Below are 17,474 nucleotides of genomic sequence, written 5' to 3' on the forward strand. Positions count from 1 at the left end.
GAGATCCTTTCTTAAACATGGAGCAGAAGATGTTCGCGCTCCCACGGACTGATGACGGTCATGAACTCCTGATGTTCCAGATCCTTGATGGCCGCATACACGTCGATGAAGCGCTCGCCCAGCACCGTGCGCAGCTTGTCTTCCGCGCGCAGCAGCTGCAGGGCCTCGGGCAAGCCTTGCGGCAGTTCGAACTTCATGTCATAGGCGCTGCCCACCATCATCGGCGTCGCTTCCAGCTGCTCCGTCATGCCCAGGTAGCCGCAGGCCAGGGTGACGGCCAGGGCCAGGTAGGGATTGGCGTCGGCGCCGATGATGCGGTTTTCCACGCGCCGGTCCTGCACGCCCGATTCGGGCACGCGGAATCCCACCGTGCGGTTGTCCAGGCCCCACTGGATGTTGATGGGCGCCGCCGTGTGGCGCACGATGCGGCGGTAGGAATTCACGTAGGGCGCGACGATGGCCATGGCCGACGGCATGTAGCGCTGCAAGCCCGCGATGTAATGCTTGAAGATGGGCGCGGCCGAACCGTCCTCGTTGCTGAAGATGTTCAGGCCCGTCTTCGCATCGACGACGCTCTGGTGCACGTGCATGGCGGAACCCGGTTCGCCCGCCATCGGCTTGGCCATGAAGGTGGCGTACATATCGTGTTTCAGGGCCGCTTCGCGCAGGGTGCGCTTGAAGAAAAACACCTTGTCGGCCAGGCCCAGCGGATCGCCGTGCAGGAAGTTGATTTCCATCTGCCCTGCGCCGATTTCATGGATCAGCGTGTCGACGTCAAGGTTCATCAATTCGCAGTAATCGTAGATATCCTCGAACAGGGGATCGAACTCGTTGACGGCGTCGATGCTGTACACCTGGCGGCTCGTCTCGGCCCGGCCGCTGCGGCCGATGGGCGGCTTCAAGGGCAAGTCCGGGTCCGTGTTTTTCGCCGTCAGGTAGAACTCCAGTTCCGGCGCCACCACGGGTTTCCAGCCCTTGTCCGCATACAGTTTCAGCACGCGCCGCAGCACGGATCTTGGAGCGAAATCGACCAGCGCGCCGTCGGAAAAATAACAGTCGTGGATGACTTGCGCGGTGGGGTCCGTGGCCCACGGCACCATGGTGATGGTGGTGGGATCGGCCTTCAAGATCATGTCGCGGTCGGTACTGGAAATGGCGCGGTCGTAGCCGCCATCATCGACCGGGTAATTGCCCGTCACCGTCATGCCCAGTACCGCTTCCGGGATGCGCATGCCGCGCTCCTGGGTGAATTTCCCGCGCGGCAGGATCTTCCCCCGTGCCACGCCCGTCAAGTCGGGGACCAGGCATTCGATTTCCGTGACGCGCTTTTCATTGAGCCACAAATCCATATCCGTATAGGTGAAATTTTCGCGTATTGCCATGTTTCCCTCTCGCTGGTCTTGATCAAACGCCATGTACTGCGGGCGGCGCGCCTGTCATTTATTCTTTCTTTTTGTGCTGCTGTTCCTGGTAATCGCGGCAAGCCTGGCCAAAGGCATCGAACAGCCGCATCGACTGCGGATTGTCTTCCACCTGCCATTCCGGGTGCCATTGAACGGCCAAGGTAAAACCGGCGGCGCTGGCCACCGTATAGGCTTCCACCAGGCCGTCGTCGGCCAGGGCGTCCACCAGCAAGCCATCGGCCAGCCGGGCGATGCCCTGGCCATGCAGGGAATTGACCATCATTTCGCTCTCGCCGCCCAGCAGCCGTGACAGCCGGCCATCGGGCATCAGCTTGATACGGTGCGCTGGCGCATACTGGCGCGCCAGCGGGTCGAGCACATTCTCCCGGTGATCCTGCATCTCCGGCACCGCGTGCACGGCCTGGTGCAGGCTGCCGCCCAGTGCCACATTGACTTCCTGGAAGCCGCGGCAGATGGCCAGCAAGGGCAGTTGGCGCGCCAGCGCGGCGCGGATAAGGGGTAAGGTGGTAGCGTCGCGCGCGGGGTCTTGCGGCAGGTCGGGATGCAGGATGTCTTCGCCATACAGGCGCGCGTCGACGTTCGAGGCGGAACCGGTCAGCATGACGCCGTCGGCGACGTGCAGCGCCGCTTCCAGGTCCGCATCCGCGCCCAGTGCGGGCAGCAGCAGCGGCATGCAGCCGGCGCCGCGCAGCACGGCATGCAGGTATTTGTCCTGCGCCATGTGCCAGGCGTGGCTGCCAAGCTGGCGCTGGCAGGCGGGAACGAGAACGATGGGACGGCGCATGGAGCTACCTCGCTGGCGTGACGATCCAATGACAGCGCCATGACAGCGCTGCCGCTCGCTTCACTGTACAGCAGAGCCGGCAGGGGCGGCCACACCGATGGACGTGGCCAGCGGCGGTACACATCGCCTACACTACGGCTTTGCAATATTGCCTCTATTAAAATCATCATATGCCGGTCCGCCGCCAAACACCAGCGCCACCGGCAAAGTCTCCTTACTTTCCCATGCATCCACACCGTTTTACAGCCTTTTCAAGTACCTTTTTCACTCTGCGGGGGCAGCCATGAAGCACATGCCGTGGCGCGACTTCTTCGCCCTCGTGGTGAGCATCGGCGTGGTCGGCCTGGGTCTGGGCGCCACCATGCCGCTCACCGCATTGACCTTGCACCAGCGCGGGGTGGGCACGGACATCATCGGCATGATCACGGCCGTCAGCGCCCTCGGCATCCTGGCCGCCTCGCCGTTCGTCTCGCGCTGGGTGGGGCGCTTCGGCGCGCGCGCCACCATGCTGGGCGCCGTGTGGGTAGCCTCGCTGGCGACGATTGCCATGCAGTTCACCGACCACCTGCTGGCGTGGAGCGTGCTGCGTTTCCTGTTCGGCGGCGCCATGGGCGTGCTGTTTACCATCGGCGAAGCGTGGGTAAACCGCCTGGCGCCCGACAATTCACGGGGCCGCGTGGTGGCCATATACACCACCAGTTTTACGTTTTTCCAGCTGATCGGCCCCGCCCTCGTGGCGCTGTTCAATGACAAGATCAGCTGGAGCTTCGCCGCCTGCGGCCTGCTGTTCTTGCTGGCCGTGCCGGGATTGATGCTGATCTCGAACAGCGGCCCGGAAAAGGAACCGGAAGAACATGGCGTGAAGTGGACCTTGATCCTGCCGCGCATGCCGATGATACTGCTCGGTGCCGCCTTCTTCGCCCTGTTCGACACCCTGGCATTGAGCTTGCTGCCCCTGTACGCGATGGAGCACGGCATCGGCACGGACCTGGCCTTGCTGTCGGCCACCGTGGTGCTGGTGGGCGACACGGGCCTGCAATTCGCGCTGGGATGGATGGCCGACCGCTTCGGCCGCGCCAAAGTCCACGCGGCATGCGGCGTGGCCGTCTGCCTGCTGTTGCCGCTGCTGCCGTTCGCCGTCGGCACGCCGTGGCTGTGGTGGACCTTGCTTCTGTTGCTGGGCGCGGCGGCGGGCGGCATCTACATGCTGGCGCTGGTGGCCTGCGGCGAACGTTTCACGGGGCTGTCGCTGACCAGCGCCAGCGCCATCGTCAACGCCACCTGGGGCGTCACCAGCGGCGGCGGACCACTGCTGACGGGCGTTCTGATGCAATCGGTGGGCGTGAACGCCCTGCCGGCCGTGATGTGGGTATGCGCCGCCATTTTCGTGGGCAGCGCCGTGTGGGAACGCAGGAAGGGGATCGTCTAGCGTTTTTTACTTACTCTCCAGCCGCTGCCGCAGTTCCTCGGCCACCGGGTAATCAGGATACGCCTGCCGGAACGCCGTCCACTCCTCGTGCGCCAAACTGCCTTCGCCGGCCTTCAGCAAGGCGTCGATCTTCACCAGCCACACGGAAGCGTCGAGCCTGGCCGGTGGCGGCAACGGGGCGGAACGGGCCGCGACGGGCGCGGGCATGGCCAGCGCGCGCTGCACCGGTGCCTGGCGCTGCATGCTGGCCTCGGCCTGCATGGCGGCTTGCTGCTCCATCGCCTCCCGCATTGCCGGAGGAGGTGGCGGGGCCGGTGGCGCTGGCGCAGGTACGGGTACTGACACGGGTGCTGGCGCCGGCTCGGCTTGCGCCGGCGGCCTCGGTGCCGCCTTGGCCATGGCACGCGGTGCCGGCGGTGGCGGCACAGACACAGTCCCGGATGCAGCGGCCGGTGCGGCTTCCTGCATCACCTCCTGCGTGACCGGCTCCCCTACCACGGGAAATTGCGCCGGCTTCGAGCCGAACCAGTCCACGCCGATCAGGTTCACCGTCAACAGCACGGCCGCCGCCAGTCCCAGCGGAACGCGCCAGCGCTGCAGGTAGTCCGGTGATTTTTTGGTCGGTAAGGTGCGCAGCACGCCATCGGCGCTGTCGTTGGCGGCAACGGGTTTTGCCAAGACCTTTTCGGCGTCGGCCAGAATGGCCGCATCGAGCACACTGGATGGCGCCGGCTGCGGCAGGCTGGCCAGCAGCGCGTTCAATTCCTCGTCATTCGGTGCGTCGTTCGGTTCCTCATTATCTTGATCGTGCGTATTCATGCCTGTCCTCCCGCGCCAGCGGCGCTGTCCAAGCCCGCGCGCAATTTCTTCATGGCGTAGCGCAGCCGGCTCTTGACGGTTTCCGCTTCCGCCCCCGTCACCACGGCGATCTCGAGGATGCTCATGCCACTGAACTGCTGCAGCACCAGCGCTTCCTTTTGCTCGGCCGGCAGCGCGGCGATAGCCGCATGCAGCAGCGCATGCTGCTGCTTCTGCTCCAGCGATTGCGGCGGCGATGCGCCCCCGTCCGCCAATTCGCCCACGTCATCGTGTTCCTGTCCTTCCCGCTGACGCAGTAGGTCGATCAGGCGGTTGCGCGCGATCTGGTACAGATAGGTGCGGAACGCCGCCTGCGGCTGGTAACCGGCACGCGCCACATGCAGGCTGGCCCACGCATCCTGCACGATCTCGTCGACCCACGCGCGGCGCGGCGCACGCCAGGCCACGAAGCGGTACAGGCCCTGGCTATGGCGCCGGTACAATTCGCGAAACGACGGCAGGTCGCCGGCGCTGTAGCGCAGCATCAGGTCTTCATCCGTCGCGGTCAGTAAAGTGTCGGGCATGCGGACCAGTGTAGCCGAACTACGCGGCAGCGACAATTTCCCTGCTCCTTCAGCGTGCGGCAGGCGCATAACTGACGCGGCGTACTTCGCGGATCTGTCCATCCCTGAGCGCCCCTTCCACCAATTCATAGCCAAGCAGGGCGAAGACCCGGCCCTGCAGGAACAGGGGCCGCGCATTGCCATACCAGTCCACGCAGGAAGCGCGGCAGCCGTCGTCCGGCGCTTGGCCCGGCCGCGCCGCCAGCGCGCCCAGTTCCGTCAACTGCAAGCCGCTGTTGCGCAGATACAGGACGGAGGCGGCTGACTTGTTGAGGCCAGGCCGCTCGTCCGCACTCAAGATGGGCAGGCCGATCATGCCCTCACCCGCCGCTTGCGGCTTGTAGAAAAAGCCGTGGCTGCGCGACTCTCCCTGCGCCGCGTCGGCGCGGATATAGCGCGTGGCGATCGTCGCCTGCGCGCCCAGGCGGATGCTGCTGAAGTGCAGATCCTTGCCTTGCGCGCCGATCACCACGGCGTCATCGCCCAGCGCTTCGATGCGCTCCACGCCATGCGGCAGGGACAAGGCTTGCACGCTGCCCGCATCGGCCCAGCGCATGGCATACAGCGGCTGGCGCGGCCAGGCCTGGTCGGCCTTGCGACGTCCGGCATTTCCCGGATTGCCGTACAACAGGTACGCACCCACATAACGGTTCTGCAAGCCGTAGCCGCCACCGCCGGGCAGCGCCTTGTAGCTGCTGGCCGGCGCACTGTCGCGGCCATCGGAAAATGTGGCCAATGGCACGCGCAGCAAGGCCATGTCGCCCCGCCCACGCGCGCCATCCCACATGGCGTCGCCCTGGCCTTCGGCGCGCAGCAGCACGTTCAGGTGGCCGTCAGGGCTTTCGAGGAATGAGAACTGGTCGACGGGCGCGCCGGCCACCTTCAGTGCGCTGGGCGCGCTGCCATCGAGGGGAATGCGGAACACGCCCGAGTCGCTGCCGCGGCGCGTGGTCCACACGAAAACGGATTCGCCCGACACATAAAACACGCGGCCTTGGGGCCCCATCACGGCGGTCGCTTCGCAGCGCATGTCGCGCTGCGCCAGGTCGCACACGGTGACCGTGTGCAGGGTCAGGCCGAAGCCCGTTTCCGGTTCTTCATCGGTGCGGTAGATGCGCGTGGCAGGGGCGATGCGCTTGAAGTCGGATGGCACGGCATCGGGACGCCAGCGGCGCAGCGCAGGAAAGCCGCCGAACGGATCGCCACGGCGCAAGTTCAGCGACAGGGGCGAGTAAAACACCAGTTTGCTGCCGACCAGGCGGCTCGCGTAATTGCGCGACGAATAATAATCGTTGGAGCGCAAGTGATACGTGGAGCGGTAGGCCAGCTTGCCGTCGGCGTTGACGTCGAACAGGCCGATCTCCGTGCCGCCGCGGCTGTAGCTGTAGCCGATCACCACGACCGTGTCGCCATCGATCAGCATTTCGTCATACCAGCTGCCCGACGGGTCGCTGCCCGGCGCGAACGCGTCGAGCGAGGACACGGGCTGCAGGGCATTGCCCCCCACCTGCACGGTAAACAGCTTGCCGCGCCGGAGCATCACCAGGTGCTTGCCATGCAGCTTGACGATGCCGCCTTCGTCCACGCCCGCCGTCTGCACATTGGTGACGGATTCCGCCGCTTCTGCCGATGCTGCCGGCGCGGCCTTCGCCACCATCGGCGCGGGAGGTGCCGGCGGCGCCGACATGGACTGCGCCGTGGCGCGCTGCAGTTTCTGCTGTTCCCTTTGCAGTGCCGCCTGGCGCGCCTGCAACTGCTGCAGATAGCTGCTCAAGGCCTGCTCGCTGGCGAACGGCGCCAGGGTCTTGCGCGGCGCCGTGCCGGCGGCGTGGCTGCCTGCCGACAGCAGCAGGGACAGTATCAATGTGATCTTGAGGGCGCTGGACATCGCTTCTTCTCCGGTTTGGCTGGGTTGTCCAACATGAAACGCAGCGGCGCGGAGAAAGGGGTTAAATGCGCATAAAAATATTCAGGAAGCTGCCGTCTTACTCGAACCCGCGTATGCGGTCGCCATTGAAATTCGGCAGGCGCCACTCGAAGTGCAAAGCCAGGAAACGAAACAGGAAGCCGGCGCCGATGGATGCCAGCTGCGCCACCGAGCTGTCGACCTTGAAGTACAGCAGGCCCACGTACAGGCTGCCCGTAAACAGGGCCACGGTGGCATATACTTCACGCTGCAGCACGAGCGGAATCTGGTTGCACAGGATATCGCGCAGCAGGCCGCCGAAGACGCCCGTGATCATCCCCGCCAGCACGACGATGGCCGGATGCATCTTGGCCGACATGGCGATATCGCAGCCGATCACGCAAAATGCCACCAGGCCCAGACCATCGACCAGCAGGAAGACGGCGCGCAGATGGTGCAGATAGCGCGCGACAAAAGCCGTGACGACGGCCGCGCCGATGGTAAACAGCAGGTACTCGGGATGCGCGATCCAGCCCAGCGGGTAGTGCCCCAGCAGCACGTCGCGCACGGTGCCGCCACCGAGCGCCGTGACGGTGCCGATCATGCAAATGCCGAACAAGTCCATGCCGCGCCGCATGCCCATGATGGCGCCGGACATCGCTTCGGCAACAATCGCCACCAGGTAAATCGTATATAACAGCATGCTCTTACTCTTCCGAAAATGATTTGAGAATTTGTTCGCGTTCGCGCGCTTCGTTCAAGGTGCGCGCTTCGTTCGTGCCCGTGCTGGAGCCGCCATCGCCAGCGTCACCGTGCGCCATGCGCGTGTCCGCACCGCCGCTGCCGCAACTGACGCTGCTGTGGATAAAGGCAAAGTTATCCTGCAGGCAGTCGCCGGCCAGGTATTCGGCATACACGTAGTCGCCATCGAGCAGCGCCAAGCCAGGCGGCTCCGCCAGCACCTGTTCGCGCCGGCCCTGCACGGCCACCTGCATGTAGTCGCGCCAGACGGGCAGCGCCAACGTCCCCCCGGTGGCGTTGCCCAGGCTTTTCGGCTGGTCGTAGCCGAGCCACACGACGGAGACGAGGCCCGAGGAATAGCCGGCGAACCAGGCGTCGTATGCATTGTTCGACGTGCCCGTCTTGCCGGCCGCGTCGCCGCGTCCCAGCGCCAGCGCGCCGCGGCCCGTGCCGCTCTTGACGACGTCGCGCAGCATGCTGTCCATGACGTAGGCGTTGCGCGTGGAGATGACTTGCGTACCCCGTGCCGGCTCGCCCTTGGCGTGTGGCGCCGCATCGCTGAACAGCACTTCTCCGCTGCGGCTGCGCACTTCCTTGATCAGTTTTGGCGGCATCTGCATGCCGCCATTGGCAAACACGGCATACGATTGCGCCAGTTGCAGCGGCGTGACGGCGCCCGCGCCCAGCGCCAGCGGCAGGGAGACGGGATTGCGCGCGTCCTCAAAACCGAAGCGCGTGGCGTAGTGCTGCACGTAGCCAGGGCCGGCCGCCTGCATCAGGCTGACGGCCACGAGGTTTTTCGAGCGCACGAGGCCCCGCCGCACGCTGATGAAGCCCTCATAATTGTTGCCGTAATTGCGCGGACGCCACGGCTGCGCACCCGTTTCCTGCGGCAGCAGCAGGCGCTGCGTATCGTCCACGGCCGTGCCGGGGAAATATCCCTTTTCCAGCGCCGCCGAATACACGAAGGGCTTGAAGCTGGAACCGGGCTGGCGGTAGGCCTGCATGGCATGGTTGTAGTGATTGCGGTAGAAATCGAAGCCGCCCGCCATGGCGACGATTTCGCCGCTGTGCGCCTCGACGGAAATGAGCGCGCCTTCCATCTCGGGCAACTGGCTCACCAGCCAGCCCTTTTTCGCCGCGTCGCGCACCACGCGGATCACGCTGCCCGCGACGATGGCGCGCTTGCCATCCCACTGCAGCTTGCCGCCCAGGCGCGCATCCGATGCCGTCAGCACGATCTCGTCGCCATTGCGCAGCTGCGCCGTCAGCTGGCGCTTGCCGGCGGTATCGACCTTGCGCACGAGCGCGGCGCGCAATTCTCCGCTGTCCGGGTAGGCGGCCAGCTGGCGCGCCACGCCGTCTTCGGAAGCGGCCAGGCGCGCTTCCGGGCCACGGTAGCCACGCCGTGCCTGCGCATTCAAGAGCCCATCGCGCAGCGACTTGTCGGCCGCGATTTGCGGCGCCATGCGGATGGTGGTCGTCACGTCCAGGCCCATGCTGTAAGCGCCTTCGGGATAGCTTTGCAGGATCAGTTGACGCGCTTCCTCGACCGCATACGCGGCCGCGTGCACGGAGCTGTTGCGGTCCTTGTTCAGCGCCAGTTTTTCCGCCACGGCGGCCGTGTATTCGGCCGGCGTGATGTAGCCGAGTTCGCGCATGCGCTGCAGGATGTAATGCTGGCGCACGGTGGCGCGCTGCGGATTGGCGACCGGGTTGTAGGCCGACGGCGCCTTCGGCAAGCCGGCCAGCATGGCCGCTTCGGCGATGCTGACGTCCGCCAGCGGCTTGTCGAAATAAATGTTCGAGGCGGCGGAAAAACCGTAGGAGCGCTCGCCCAGGTAAATCTGGTTCATGTACAGTTCCAGCAGCTTGTCCTTGCCGTAGTGCTGTTCCAGCTTGTAGGCGAGCAGCATCTCCGTCAGCTTGCGCTGCACGGTTTTTTCGCGCGACAGGAAAAAGTCGCGCGCCACCTGCATGGTGATGGTGCTGGCGCCCTGCGCATGGTGGCCCGTGACGACGTTGGCAAGCGTGGCGCGCGTCAGACCATAGAAATCGACGGCGCCGTGTTCGTAGAAACGCGCATCCTCGATGGCCAGCAAGGCCTGGCGCATGCGCAGCGGGATGTCTTTCAAAGGCAGGAATTCGCGGCGCTCTTCGCCGTATTCGGCCAGCAGCTCACCTTCGCTGGAGAAAATGCGCAGCGGCAGCGCGGGCTTGTACTGGGCCAGGTGCTCGACGGCGGGCAAATCCTGCCACGCCTGGCGCAGCCACCAGCCGCCCGCCAGGGCGGCGGCCACGCCCAGGCCCAGGGTCAATCCCAGGCCGAATTTCAGATTGCGCGCCAGCTTGGACTGGGGCTTGCGGGTGGTGCTGTCGTTCGCTTGTGCTTCCATGGTGGTATTCCTTGCTGCCAGGGGGCCGCGCGCTGGCGCGCGGCACTCCATCAAAGAGGCATTGTGCACTGCAACACACCCATCCTTATAAAAAGTAAGTATTATTTAGTATTGATAAATTTTTCTTATGTTAGGCAGTGGCCATGGATCTCAATCCCAAGCATACGGAAGCGTTTCGCGCCGTCGTCGAAACGGGCAGCTTCGAGCAGGCGGCGCTGCGGCTGCACCTGACGTCGCCCGCCATTTCACAGCGGGTGCGCGCGCTGGAAAGCCAGCTGGGCAATGCGCTGATCGTGCGCAGCCGTCCCGCGCGCGCCACGCGCATGGGCCAGCGGCTGATGCAGTACCTGAAACGGGCCAAGCTGCTGGAAGCGGACTTGCAGGCGGAACTGGCGGTGCAGCAGGATGCCCCGCTGACCCTGGTGCTCGCGCTGAATGCGGACTCGATGGGAACCTGGTTCTTCCCGGCCCTGTCGGAAGTGCTGATACGCGAGCGCGTGCTGCTGGACCTGACCGTGGAAGACCAGGACCACACGTATACCTTGCTGGAGACGGGCATGGCCATCGGCTGCATCAGCACGGAAGCCAAGCCCATGCGCGGCTGCACGGCCGAACCGCTGGGCGTGATGCGCTACTGGCTGGTGGCCACGCCCGCGTTCCGCCAGCAGTGGTTTGCGCACGGCCTGACGCGCAAGGCGGCGCGCACGGCGCCCGTCGTCGCCTACACGCGCAAGGACACCTTGCAATCGTCGTTCCTGCAGGAAGCACTGGGGCTGCCCGAAGGGGCTTACCCCTGCCATTACGTGCCGGGCGCCACCTCGCACTTCAATGCCATCCGCTATGGCCTCGGCTACGGCATGGTGCCCGAACTGTTATTGAAGGCGAACACGGATGGTGAACTGGTGGAAATGCTCACGCCCAAGACCCCGGCCGACGTGGCCCTGTACTGGCACACGTGGAAAGTGCAATCGCCGCGCATGGAGCAGCTGTCGCGGCAAATCATCGCGGCGGCACGCAGCATGCTGAAATAGTTGTCGTGAGAACTAGCGCTGCATGCCCCAGCGTTTCAGCGTGACGCGCTCCAGGCTGCGAAAGCCAAGGTTTTCCACGATTAAACCGATGACGATGACGGCCGCCAGGCCGGCGAACACCTTGTCCGTGTACAGCTCGTTGCGGTTCTGGAAGATGTACCAGCCCAGGCCGCCCTGCCCCGACGTCGTGCCGAACACCAGTTCGGCCGCGATCAGGGTGCGCCAGGCGAATGCCCAGCCTATCTTCAAGCCGGAGACGATGGAGGGCAAGGCGCCCGGCACGAGAATGTGCAGCACCAGGCGCAAGCCGTTCAAGCCGTAATTGCGGCCCGCCATGCGCAGGGTCTCGGGCACGCCCTGGAAGCCCGCATACGTGTTCAGGGCCAGCGGCCACATCACGGAATGGACGATGACGAAGATCAGGCTGGCGCGTCCCAGGCCGAACCACAGCAGGGCCAGCGGCAGCAAGGCGATGGCCGGCAAGGGATTCAACATGGCCGTCAGGGTTTCCAGCAGGTCGCGCCCGATGCGGCTGGACACGGCCAGCAGGGTCAGCACGAAGGCGGCCAGCACGCCCACCGCATAGCCTTGCAGCAACACCACCAGGGATGCAGCCGTGCGCGTAAGCAATTCCCCGCTGGCGATGCCGCCGATAAATGCCTGCGCCGTCTGCAGAAAACTGGGCAACAATAAATCGTTCTGCGTCCAGCGCGCCGCGCCTTCCCACAGCAAGGCCAGGCTGAGCAAAATGAAAGCCTTGCGCCACAGCGCGTGCTGGCTCAGACGCTGCCAGCGCGACAGCGGCTGCTCGACGGTGACGCCGGCCGGCGGCGCCGCCGCGTAGACGAATTCCTGGCGGATAGGCGGCTCCAGCAGCGCGCTCATACGGCCTCCCGGTGGACAGGCTCTGCTTGCCCGACGGGAGCGACTTCCTCATCGAACAGCAAACCATGGATGCGGCTGCTGGCGGCCTGGAATTCCGTGCTGCCCGCGCTGTGCAAGCCGAATTGATGACTGTTGAGTTCGGCCCGTACCCGGCCCGGATGGGGCGACAGCAGCAGGATGCGGTTGCCCACGACCAAAGCTTCCTCGATCGAATGCGTAACGAACACAAGGGTAAAGCGCAGCTCTTCCCACAGACGGCTCAGCTCTTGCTGCATCTTGCGCCGCGTCAGTGCATCGAGGGCGGCAAACGGCTCGTCCATCAGCAGCACTTCCGGCTGCATGGCCAGGGCACGGGCGATGGCTACCCGCTGCTTCATGCCGCCCGACAAGGTATGCGGATGGGCATCTTCAAAGCCGGCCAGGCCCACCTTGGCGATCCAGTGATGGGCGCGCTCGCGGGCCGCCACCTTGTCCAGCCGCTTGCTGGCCAGCAAGGGGAACATGACGTTTTCCAGCACAGTCTTCCATGGCGGCAACTGATCGAATTCCTGGAACACGACGACACGGTCCGGCCCCGGTTTATGGATGGGCTGGCCCTGCATGGCGATGCTGCCCGCGCGCGGCGCGATGAAACCGGCCACGGCCTTCAGCAAGGACGACTTGCCGCAGCCGGATGGCCCCAGCAGCACGAAACGGTCGCCCCGGAACACGTCGAAACTGACGTCGTGCGTGGCGCGCACGGTACGCTGCTCGGTGCGGTATTCCAGGCTGACATGTTTGACGCTGAGCAAGGGCTGCAAGGCAACCGGAGGACGTACCAGGTGAAAAGCGGGTGCGTTCATGTCAGCCTCCTTGCGTGATGGCAGGATCGTCAAAGAAATAATCGCGCCAGCTGTCGGGCAAGTTGCGGATGGCGCTCACGCGGTGCAGGAATTGCGCCAGGCCATAGGTATTTTGCGGCGCGATCTTGAATTGCACTTGCGGGTTGGCAAAGATTTTCAACAGCAGATTGCGGTCCACCTTGCTTTTATTCACCTTGATATAGATGTCGGCCGCGCCTTGCGGATTGCTGCTCGCATACTGCGCCGCTTCCGCCAGGGCGGCGATGAAGGCGCGGTAAGTTTTCGGATTGTCCTTGCGATACTTTTCCGTCGCATACAGCAGAGTCGACGAGCTGGGTCCGCCTTGCACGTCGTACGAGTTCAGGATGATGTGGGCGTTCGGGTTTTGCGCCAGTTCCTGTTCCTGGAACGGCGAATTGCCGAAGTGGCCTGTCAACTCCGTGCCGCCGGCGATGATGGCGGCCGCCGCGTCCGGGTGTGGCAAGGTTTGCGTGATTTTATCGAGGCGGGCGAATTCCTTGTCGCCCCACTGCTTCGCCACCGCCATTTGCAGGATGCGCGCCTGCACGGAAACGGAAACGGCAGGCAAGGCGATGCGATCCTTGTCCGTCAGGTCCGCCAGGGTTTTCACCTTGGGATTATTGCTGACCAAATAGTAGGGGAAGTTGCCCAGCGAGGCCACGCCACGCACGTTCTGCCTTCCCTTGGTGCGGTCCCAGATGGTCAGCAACGGCCCCAGCCCAGCCCCCGCGATATCGATATTGCCCGATAACAAAGCGTCATTGATGGCCGGCCCGCCGGACAGGGTGATCCACTCGACTTTGACATCGACGCCCTGCTGCTTGCCATGCTTTTCAATCAGCTTTTGTTCCTGCGCAATATTGAGCAGCAAGAAGGTGATGCCATGCTGGCCCGCGATGCGGATCTGACCTTCTGCCCGGGCCATGGGCATGGCCATGCACAGCACGGCGATGGCGGCAAGCAGGCGGCGGGAAAAACTAACGATCGGCAACATGGACACTCCTTGGGTCAGGCTTACAGGGAAAAATCAGTAGGGCGCATCGCCTTCAATCGTGGTGCGATACAGTTTTCGGCGCTGCTCGGGCGGGCACCCCGTCGCCAGATGCATCAGGGAACGGTTGTCCCAGAACACCAGGTCGTATGGCTGCCAGCGGTGCACATACAGGTGCTCCGGGCGCACGCTGTGGGCAAACAGTTCGTCGAGCAGGGCGCGGCTTTCGTCGTCGGGCAAGCCGACGATACGCGTGGTGAAATGTTCGCTGACAAACAGGGCGCGGCGTCCCGTTTCCGGGTGCACGCGCACCACGGGATGGCTGACGGGTGTGACTTCATCGATCTGCGCCTGCGTCAGGGCAGGACGCCATGGGTTGCGGCGGCGCAATTCCTCATACTGGCTCAGATAGCTGTGCTCGGCACGGGCGCCGCGTACGGCATGGCGCAGCGCGGCCGGCAAGCTTTCCCACGCCAGGTGCATATTCGCAAACACGGTATCGCCACCGTCCTGCGGCAACTCTTGCGCATGCAGCATGGAACCGAGGCTGGGCACTTCCTTGTACGACAGGTCGGAATGCCAGAAATGGCCGGCGTCGCCCAGGCCGATGGGCTGGCCATCCTTGACGATGTTCGAGATGATCAGCACTTCCGGCTGCGTAGGCAACTGGAACTGGCGCAGCACGTGGATTTGCAGCGGGCCGAAGCGGCGGCTGAAATCAACTTGCTGCCGCGGCGTGATGCGCTGGTCGCGGAACACCAGCACGTGATGGTCGAGGTGGGCATGGTGCAGGCGCTGGAAGTCGCCCAGTGAGAGCGGCTGCGCCAGGTCCAGCCCCAGCACTTGCGCGCCCAAGGGCGCATCGAATGTCTCGATACGAAAATGGCTGGTGGACTGCACGGGTTTCAGGACGGCCGACATGGGAATTCGACTAGAGTCAGGGGAAGTCCACTGTATGTCGGCCAGCCTTGCTTGCAAACGAAGCATTTACTATATGGATATGCGCGGCGCGTTGCGCCAGGTTGCCACACAGGCTGCCACGCAATGGCGCAACTGCGCCGGCTTTGCCGGGGAACGGAGCTAGCACGAAACTTGCTTATCTACCAATTTTTAACCATCGTCCAGGAAAGCCATGCCCACCTATGCCCTGCTGCTCGCCTTGCTGTTCCCTGCTGTCGTCCACGCGCAAAATAGCGAAGGTGAAAGTGATCTCAGCTACAAAGCCTATGTGCACAGCGACAAGCGCATCAAGTGTTTGTACGGCTACGCGGCCGACAAGACGGGCGACCATGCGGCCGCCGTCGCCATCTTTGAAGATTGCATCCGGCGCTGGAACGATGTGTATTCGATGATTTGGCTGGCCCAGCTGTATGAAACGGGCATCGGCGTGCCTAAAGACCTGGAGCAGGCGACGGCGCTGATGCGGCGCGGTGCGCATACGAATGACGACGCGGCCTATGCGCGGCTGGCGCGCTACCACTATGGTGTGGCGCTGGCCGAAGGCCGGGGCACGCCGCAAGACATTCCCCAGGCCAGAACCTGGCTGCGCCAGGCGGCGCAGGAGGGCGTGCGGGAGGCGGCCGATTACCTGGGCCGCCTGGACAATGCGGCGCCGTAAGCACGGCGCCAGCATCGTTTACGCTATTGCTTCGTAGCGGGCCAGGCGGGTCGCCATGCGCGGCGCCAGTTCATGGCCGGCCGTGACGGTCACTTCCAGGTCGTTTAGCAAGCCATCTTTCAAGCCATAGACCCAGCCATGGACGCTGAGTTCCTGGCCCCGTTCCCACGCATCTTGCACGACGGTGGTCTGACACACATTCAAGACTTGTTCGACGACGTTCAGTTCGCACAGGCGGTCGCCGCGCTGGCGGCTGGTCAGCACGTCGCCCAGGTAGCGTTCGTGCTTCTGGCCCACGTCCTGCACGTGGCGCAGCCAGTTATCGACCAGGCCGATGCGCGTGCCCGTCATGGCCGCATGCACGCCCTTGCAGCCGTAATGGCCGACGATGATGACATGTTTGACTTTCAGCACGTCCACGGCAAATTGCAGGACGGACAGGCAATTGAGGTCGGAATGCACGACCACATTGGCGATGTTACGGTGCACAAACACGTCGCCAGGCGCCATGCCCAGCAGTTCGTTGGCGGGCACGCGGCTGTCGGAGCAGCCGATCCACAGGTATTCGGGCGACGTTTGCGCTTCCAGGTTCTTGAAGAAGTTCGGGTCTTTCGCCACCATCGAGTCGGCCCAGCGGCGGTTACGCTGCAGCAGTTCCGCCAGGGCCGGGCCATTTTTCTGTTCGGTCATATCGCTCCCATTGTGTACGTACGACTGAATTGGCGGCAGATCGCACCCATAGGCCGGCGATGCGCGCACATTGTTCAGTCGTGATGAAAAAAACGCCGGGATGTTGAAGCATCCCGGCGCATGGTATTACGTGTGCTTACTCAAAAAAATCCTTGACCTTGTCTTTCCAGGTCTTGCTTTGCGGACTGTGCTTGGCACCGCCCTCGGTCGTCGACTTTTCAAAGTCGCGCAGCAGGTCTTTCTGTTTTTCCGTCAGTTTCACCGGCGTTTCGATGGCCACGTGGCAGAACAGGTCGCCCGCGTAACCGGAGCGCACGCCCTTGATGCCCTTGCCTTTCAGGCGGAAGGTTTTACCCGACTGGGTGCCTTCCGGGATCGTGAACGACACTTTGCCGTTCAGGGTAGGCACTTCGATTTCGCCGCCCAGGGCCGCCTTGGTGAACGAGATCGGCATTTCGCAATGCAGGTCGTCGCCTTCACGCTGGAACACGGCGTGCGGCTTGATGTGGATTTCCACGTACAGGTCGCCCGACGGACCGCCATTCGTGCCCGGTTCGCCGTTGCCGGACGAACGGATACGCATGCCGTTGTCGATACCGACTGGAATTTTCACTTCCAGGGTCTTGTTGCGCTTGATGCGACCGGCGCCGCCGCACGGCGTGCACGGGTCGGTGATGACCTTGCCGCTGCCATGGCATTTCGGGCAGGTTTGCTGGATGCTGAAGAAACCTTGCTGCATGCGCACCTGGCCGTGGCCACCGCAGGTACCGCAGGTGGTTGGCGAGGTGCCCGGCTTGGCGCCGCTGCCGTGGCAAGTGTCGCACTTGTCCCAGCTCGGCACGCGGATGGTCGTGTCGAAGCCGTGAGCAGCTTGCTCCAGTGTAATTTCCAGGTTGTAGCGCAAGTCGGCGCCACGGTACACCTGTGGCCCCGCATTGCGGCTGCGTCCACCGCCACCGCCAAAGATGTCGCCGAAGATATCGCCGAAGCTGTCGGCAAAGCCGCCAGCACCGCCGCCGAAGCCGCCACCACCGCCCATGTTCGGGTCCACGCCAGCGTGACCATAACGGTCATACGCATCGCGCTTTTCCGGATTGGTCAGCATCTCGTAGGCTTCTTTGACTTCCTTAAACTTTTCTTCCGATTCCTTGCTATCCGGATTACGGTCCGGATGGTATTTCATCGCCAGTTTACGGTAAGACTTTTTGATCTCTTCTTCCGAAGCATTTTTTGCGACACCGAGTGTCTCGTAAAAATCACGCTTTGCCATGTTGTCGGCACCTTGCAGTCTATCT

The 17,474-nt window shown here is 63.8% G+C and carries 16 protein-coding genes; 3 read left to right on the plus strand and 13 right to left on the minus strand.

The features are described 5' to 3' along the window. Window positions 1-11 precede the first annotated feature (11 nt). Both AC3IQ7_RS27555 and AC3IQ7_RS27560 read right to left on the minus strand, forming a co-directional pair. Window positions 12-1,382 carry a glutamine synthetase family protein gene (locus tag AC3IQ7_RS27555; RefSeq protein WP_099376355.1) on the minus strand — a complete coding sequence of 457 codons (1,371 nt, stop codon included), beginning with the start codon at window positions 1,380-1,382 and terminating at the stop codon, window positions 12-14. A 58-nt stretch (window positions 1,383-1,440) separates the two neighbouring features. Continuing rightward, window positions 1,441-2,208 (minus strand): gamma-glutamyl-gamma-aminobutyrate hydrolase family protein, encoded by a 768-nt coding sequence (locus AC3IQ7_RS27560; RefSeq protein WP_489207870.1) that lies wholly within the window; start codon window positions 2,206-2,208, stop codon window positions 1,441-1,443. A 283-nt stretch (window positions 2,209-2,491) separates the two neighbouring features. Between AC3IQ7_RS27560 and AC3IQ7_RS27565 the strand changes: the two genes are divergently transcribed. Next, window positions 2,492-3,637 (plus strand): MFS transporter, encoded by a 1,146-nt coding sequence (locus AC3IQ7_RS27565; protein WP_489207871.1) that lies wholly within the window; start codon window positions 2,492-2,494, stop codon window positions 3,635-3,637. A 6-nt stretch (window positions 3,638-3,643) separates the two neighbouring features. Here the strand turns inward: AC3IQ7_RS27565 and AC3IQ7_RS27570 are convergent, their stop codons facing one another. The 5 genes from AC3IQ7_RS27570 to AC3IQ7_RS27590 all read right to left on the minus strand — a co-directional run bounded on the left by AC3IQ7_RS27570 (window position 3,644) and on the right by AC3IQ7_RS27590 (window position 10,101). Further along, window positions 3,644-4,456, minus strand: coding sequence for a hypothetical protein (locus AC3IQ7_RS27570; RefSeq protein WP_489207872.1), 813 nt, complete (start codon window positions 4,454-4,456; stop codon window positions 3,644-3,646). After that, window positions 4,453-5,019 (minus strand): sigma-70 family RNA polymerase sigma factor, encoded by a 567-nt coding sequence (locus AC3IQ7_RS27575; RefSeq protein ID WP_233515980.1) that lies wholly within the window; start codon window positions 5,017-5,019, stop codon window positions 4,453-4,455. The genes AC3IQ7_RS27570 and AC3IQ7_RS27575 overlap by 4 nt, the downstream gene beginning before the upstream one ends. A 49-nt stretch (window positions 5,020-5,068) precedes the next feature. Then, window positions 5,069-6,946 (minus strand): beta-propeller domain-containing protein, encoded by a 1,878-nt coding sequence (locus AC3IQ7_RS27580; protein ID WP_489207873.1) that lies wholly within the window; start codon window positions 6,944-6,946, stop codon window positions 5,069-5,071. 97 nt (window positions 6,947-7,043) lie between these two features. Further along, window positions 7,044-7,667 (minus strand): trimeric intracellular cation channel family protein, encoded by a 624-nt coding sequence (locus AC3IQ7_RS27585; RefSeq protein WP_099376350.1) that lies wholly within the window; start codon window positions 7,665-7,667, stop codon window positions 7,044-7,046. A gap of 4 nt (window positions 7,668-7,671) precedes the next feature. Further along, window positions 7,672-10,101, minus strand: coding sequence for a penicillin-binding protein 1A (locus AC3IQ7_RS27590; RefSeq protein ID WP_489207875.1), 2,430 nt, complete (start codon window positions 10,099-10,101; stop codon window positions 7,672-7,674). 137 nt (window positions 10,102-10,238) lie between these two features. Between AC3IQ7_RS27590 and AC3IQ7_RS27595 the strand changes: the two genes are divergently transcribed. Then, window positions 10,239-11,132, plus strand: a complete 894-nt coding sequence (locus tag AC3IQ7_RS27595) for an HTH-type transcriptional regulator ArgP (protein WP_199534205.1) — start codon at window positions 10,239-10,241, stop codon at window positions 11,130-11,132. A 12-nt stretch (window positions 11,133-11,144) separates the two neighbouring features. Here AC3IQ7_RS27595 and AC3IQ7_RS27600 read toward each other — a convergent pair whose 3' ends face one another. The 4 genes from AC3IQ7_RS27600 to AC3IQ7_RS27615 are packed head-to-tail and all read right to left on the minus strand — an operon-like array spanning window position 11,145 to window position 14,792. After that, window positions 11,145-12,017 (minus strand): ABC transporter permease, encoded by an 873-nt coding sequence (locus tag AC3IQ7_RS27600; RefSeq protein ID WP_489207876.1) that lies wholly within the window; start codon window positions 12,015-12,017, stop codon window positions 11,145-11,147. After that, complete coding sequence (locus AC3IQ7_RS27605) at window positions 12,014-12,859, minus strand: ABC transporter ATP-binding protein (protein WP_489207877.1); 846 nt, start codon at window positions 12,857-12,859, stop codon at window positions 12,014-12,016. Before AC3IQ7_RS27605 ends, AC3IQ7_RS27600 begins: the two co-directional genes overlap by 4 nt. A 1-nt stretch (window position 12,860) precedes the next feature. Then, complete coding sequence (locus tag AC3IQ7_RS27610; RefSeq protein WP_416208688.1) at window positions 12,861-13,874, minus strand: ABC transporter substrate-binding protein; 1,014 nt, start codon at window positions 13,872-13,874, stop codon at window positions 12,861-12,863. A 33-nt stretch (window positions 13,875-13,907) separates the two neighbouring features. Next, complete coding sequence (locus AC3IQ7_RS27615; RefSeq protein ID WP_489207878.1) at window positions 13,908-14,792, minus strand: TauD/TfdA dioxygenase family protein; 885 nt, start codon at window positions 14,790-14,792, stop codon at window positions 13,908-13,910. 211 nt (window positions 14,793-15,003) lie between these two features. Between AC3IQ7_RS27615 and AC3IQ7_RS27620 the strand changes: the two genes are divergently transcribed. Beyond that, window positions 15,004-15,489: a tetratricopeptide repeat protein gene (locus AC3IQ7_RS27620; protein ID WP_099376344.1), complete on the plus strand. Its 486-nt coding sequence runs from the start codon at window positions 15,004-15,006 to the stop codon at window positions 15,487-15,489. An 18-nt stretch (window positions 15,490-15,507) separates the two neighbouring features. Here the strand turns inward: AC3IQ7_RS27620 and can are convergent, their stop codons facing one another. Next, window positions 15,508-16,179: a carbonate dehydratase gene (can, locus tag AC3IQ7_RS27625; protein ID WP_035822585.1), complete on the minus strand. Its 672-nt coding sequence runs from the start codon at window positions 16,177-16,179 to the stop codon at window positions 15,508-15,510. Between the two features lie 136 nt (window positions 16,180-16,315). Then, a complete protein-coding gene (dnaJ, locus tag AC3IQ7_RS27630; protein WP_034745985.1) occupies window positions 16,316-17,449 on the minus strand; it encodes a molecular chaperone DnaJ in 1,134 nt (377 codons plus the stop codon). Window positions 17,450-17,474: the final 25 nt, after the last annotated feature.

Source organism: Janthinobacterium sp. GL_088, from assembly GCF_057837845.1.

Excerpts from the sequence above, each read along its gene's own strand:
- AC3IQ7_RS27560 (WP_489207870.1), bottom strand. The coding sequence starts at position 2,208 with ATGCGCCGTCCCATCGTTCTCGTTCCCGCCTGCCAGCGCCAGCTTGGC.
- can (WP_035822585.1), bottom strand. The coding sequence starts at position 16,179 with ATGACCGAACAGAAAAATGGCCCGGCCCTGGCGGAACTGCTGCAGCGT.
- dnaJ (WP_034745985.1), bottom strand. The coding sequence starts at position 17,449 with ATGGCAAAGCGTGATTTTTACGAGACACTCGGTGTCGCAAAAAATGCT.
- AC3IQ7_RS27585 (WP_099376350.1), bottom strand. The coding sequence starts at position 7,667 with ATGCTGTTATATACGATTTACCTGGTGGCGATTGTTGCCGAAGCGATG.
- AC3IQ7_RS27610 (WP_416208688.1), bottom strand. The coding sequence starts at position 13,874 with ATGTTGCCGATCGTTAGTTTTTCCCGCCGCCTGCTTGCCGCCATCGCC.
- AC3IQ7_RS27575 (WP_233515980.1), bottom strand. The coding sequence starts at position 5,019 with ATGCCCGACACTTTACTGACCGCGACGGATGAAGACCTGATGCTGCGC.
- AC3IQ7_RS27555 (WP_099376355.1), bottom strand. The coding sequence starts at position 1,382 with ATGGCAATACGCGAAAATTTCACCTATACGGATATGGATTTGTGGCTC.
- AC3IQ7_RS27600 (WP_489207876.1), bottom strand. The coding sequence starts at position 12,017 with ATGAGCGCGCTGCTGGAGCCGCCTATCCGCCAGGAATTCGTCTACGCG.
- AC3IQ7_RS27590 (WP_489207875.1), bottom strand. The coding sequence starts at position 10,101 with ATGGAAGCACAAGCGAACGACAGCACCACCCGCAAGCCCCAGTCCAAG.
- AC3IQ7_RS27570 (WP_489207872.1), bottom strand. The coding sequence starts at position 4,456 with ATGAATACGCACGATCAAGATAATGAGGAACCGAACGACGCACCGAAT.
- AC3IQ7_RS27565 (WP_489207871.1), top strand. The coding sequence starts at position 2,492 with ATGAAGCACATGCCGTGGCGCGACTTCTTCGCCCTCGTGGTGAGCATC.
- AC3IQ7_RS27605 (WP_489207877.1), bottom strand. The coding sequence starts at position 12,859 with ATGAACGCACCCGCTTTTCACCTGGTACGTCCTCCGGTTGCCTTGCAG.
- AC3IQ7_RS27615 (WP_489207878.1), bottom strand. The coding sequence starts at position 14,792 with ATGTCGGCCGTCCTGAAACCCGTGCAGTCCACCAGCCATTTTCGTATC.
- AC3IQ7_RS27620 (WP_099376344.1), top strand. The coding sequence starts at position 15,004 with ATGCCCACCTATGCCCTGCTGCTCGCCTTGCTGTTCCCTGCTGTCGTC.
- AC3IQ7_RS27580 (WP_489207873.1), bottom strand. The coding sequence starts at position 6,946 with ATGTCCAGCGCCCTCAAGATCACATTGATACTGTCCCTGCTGCTGTCG.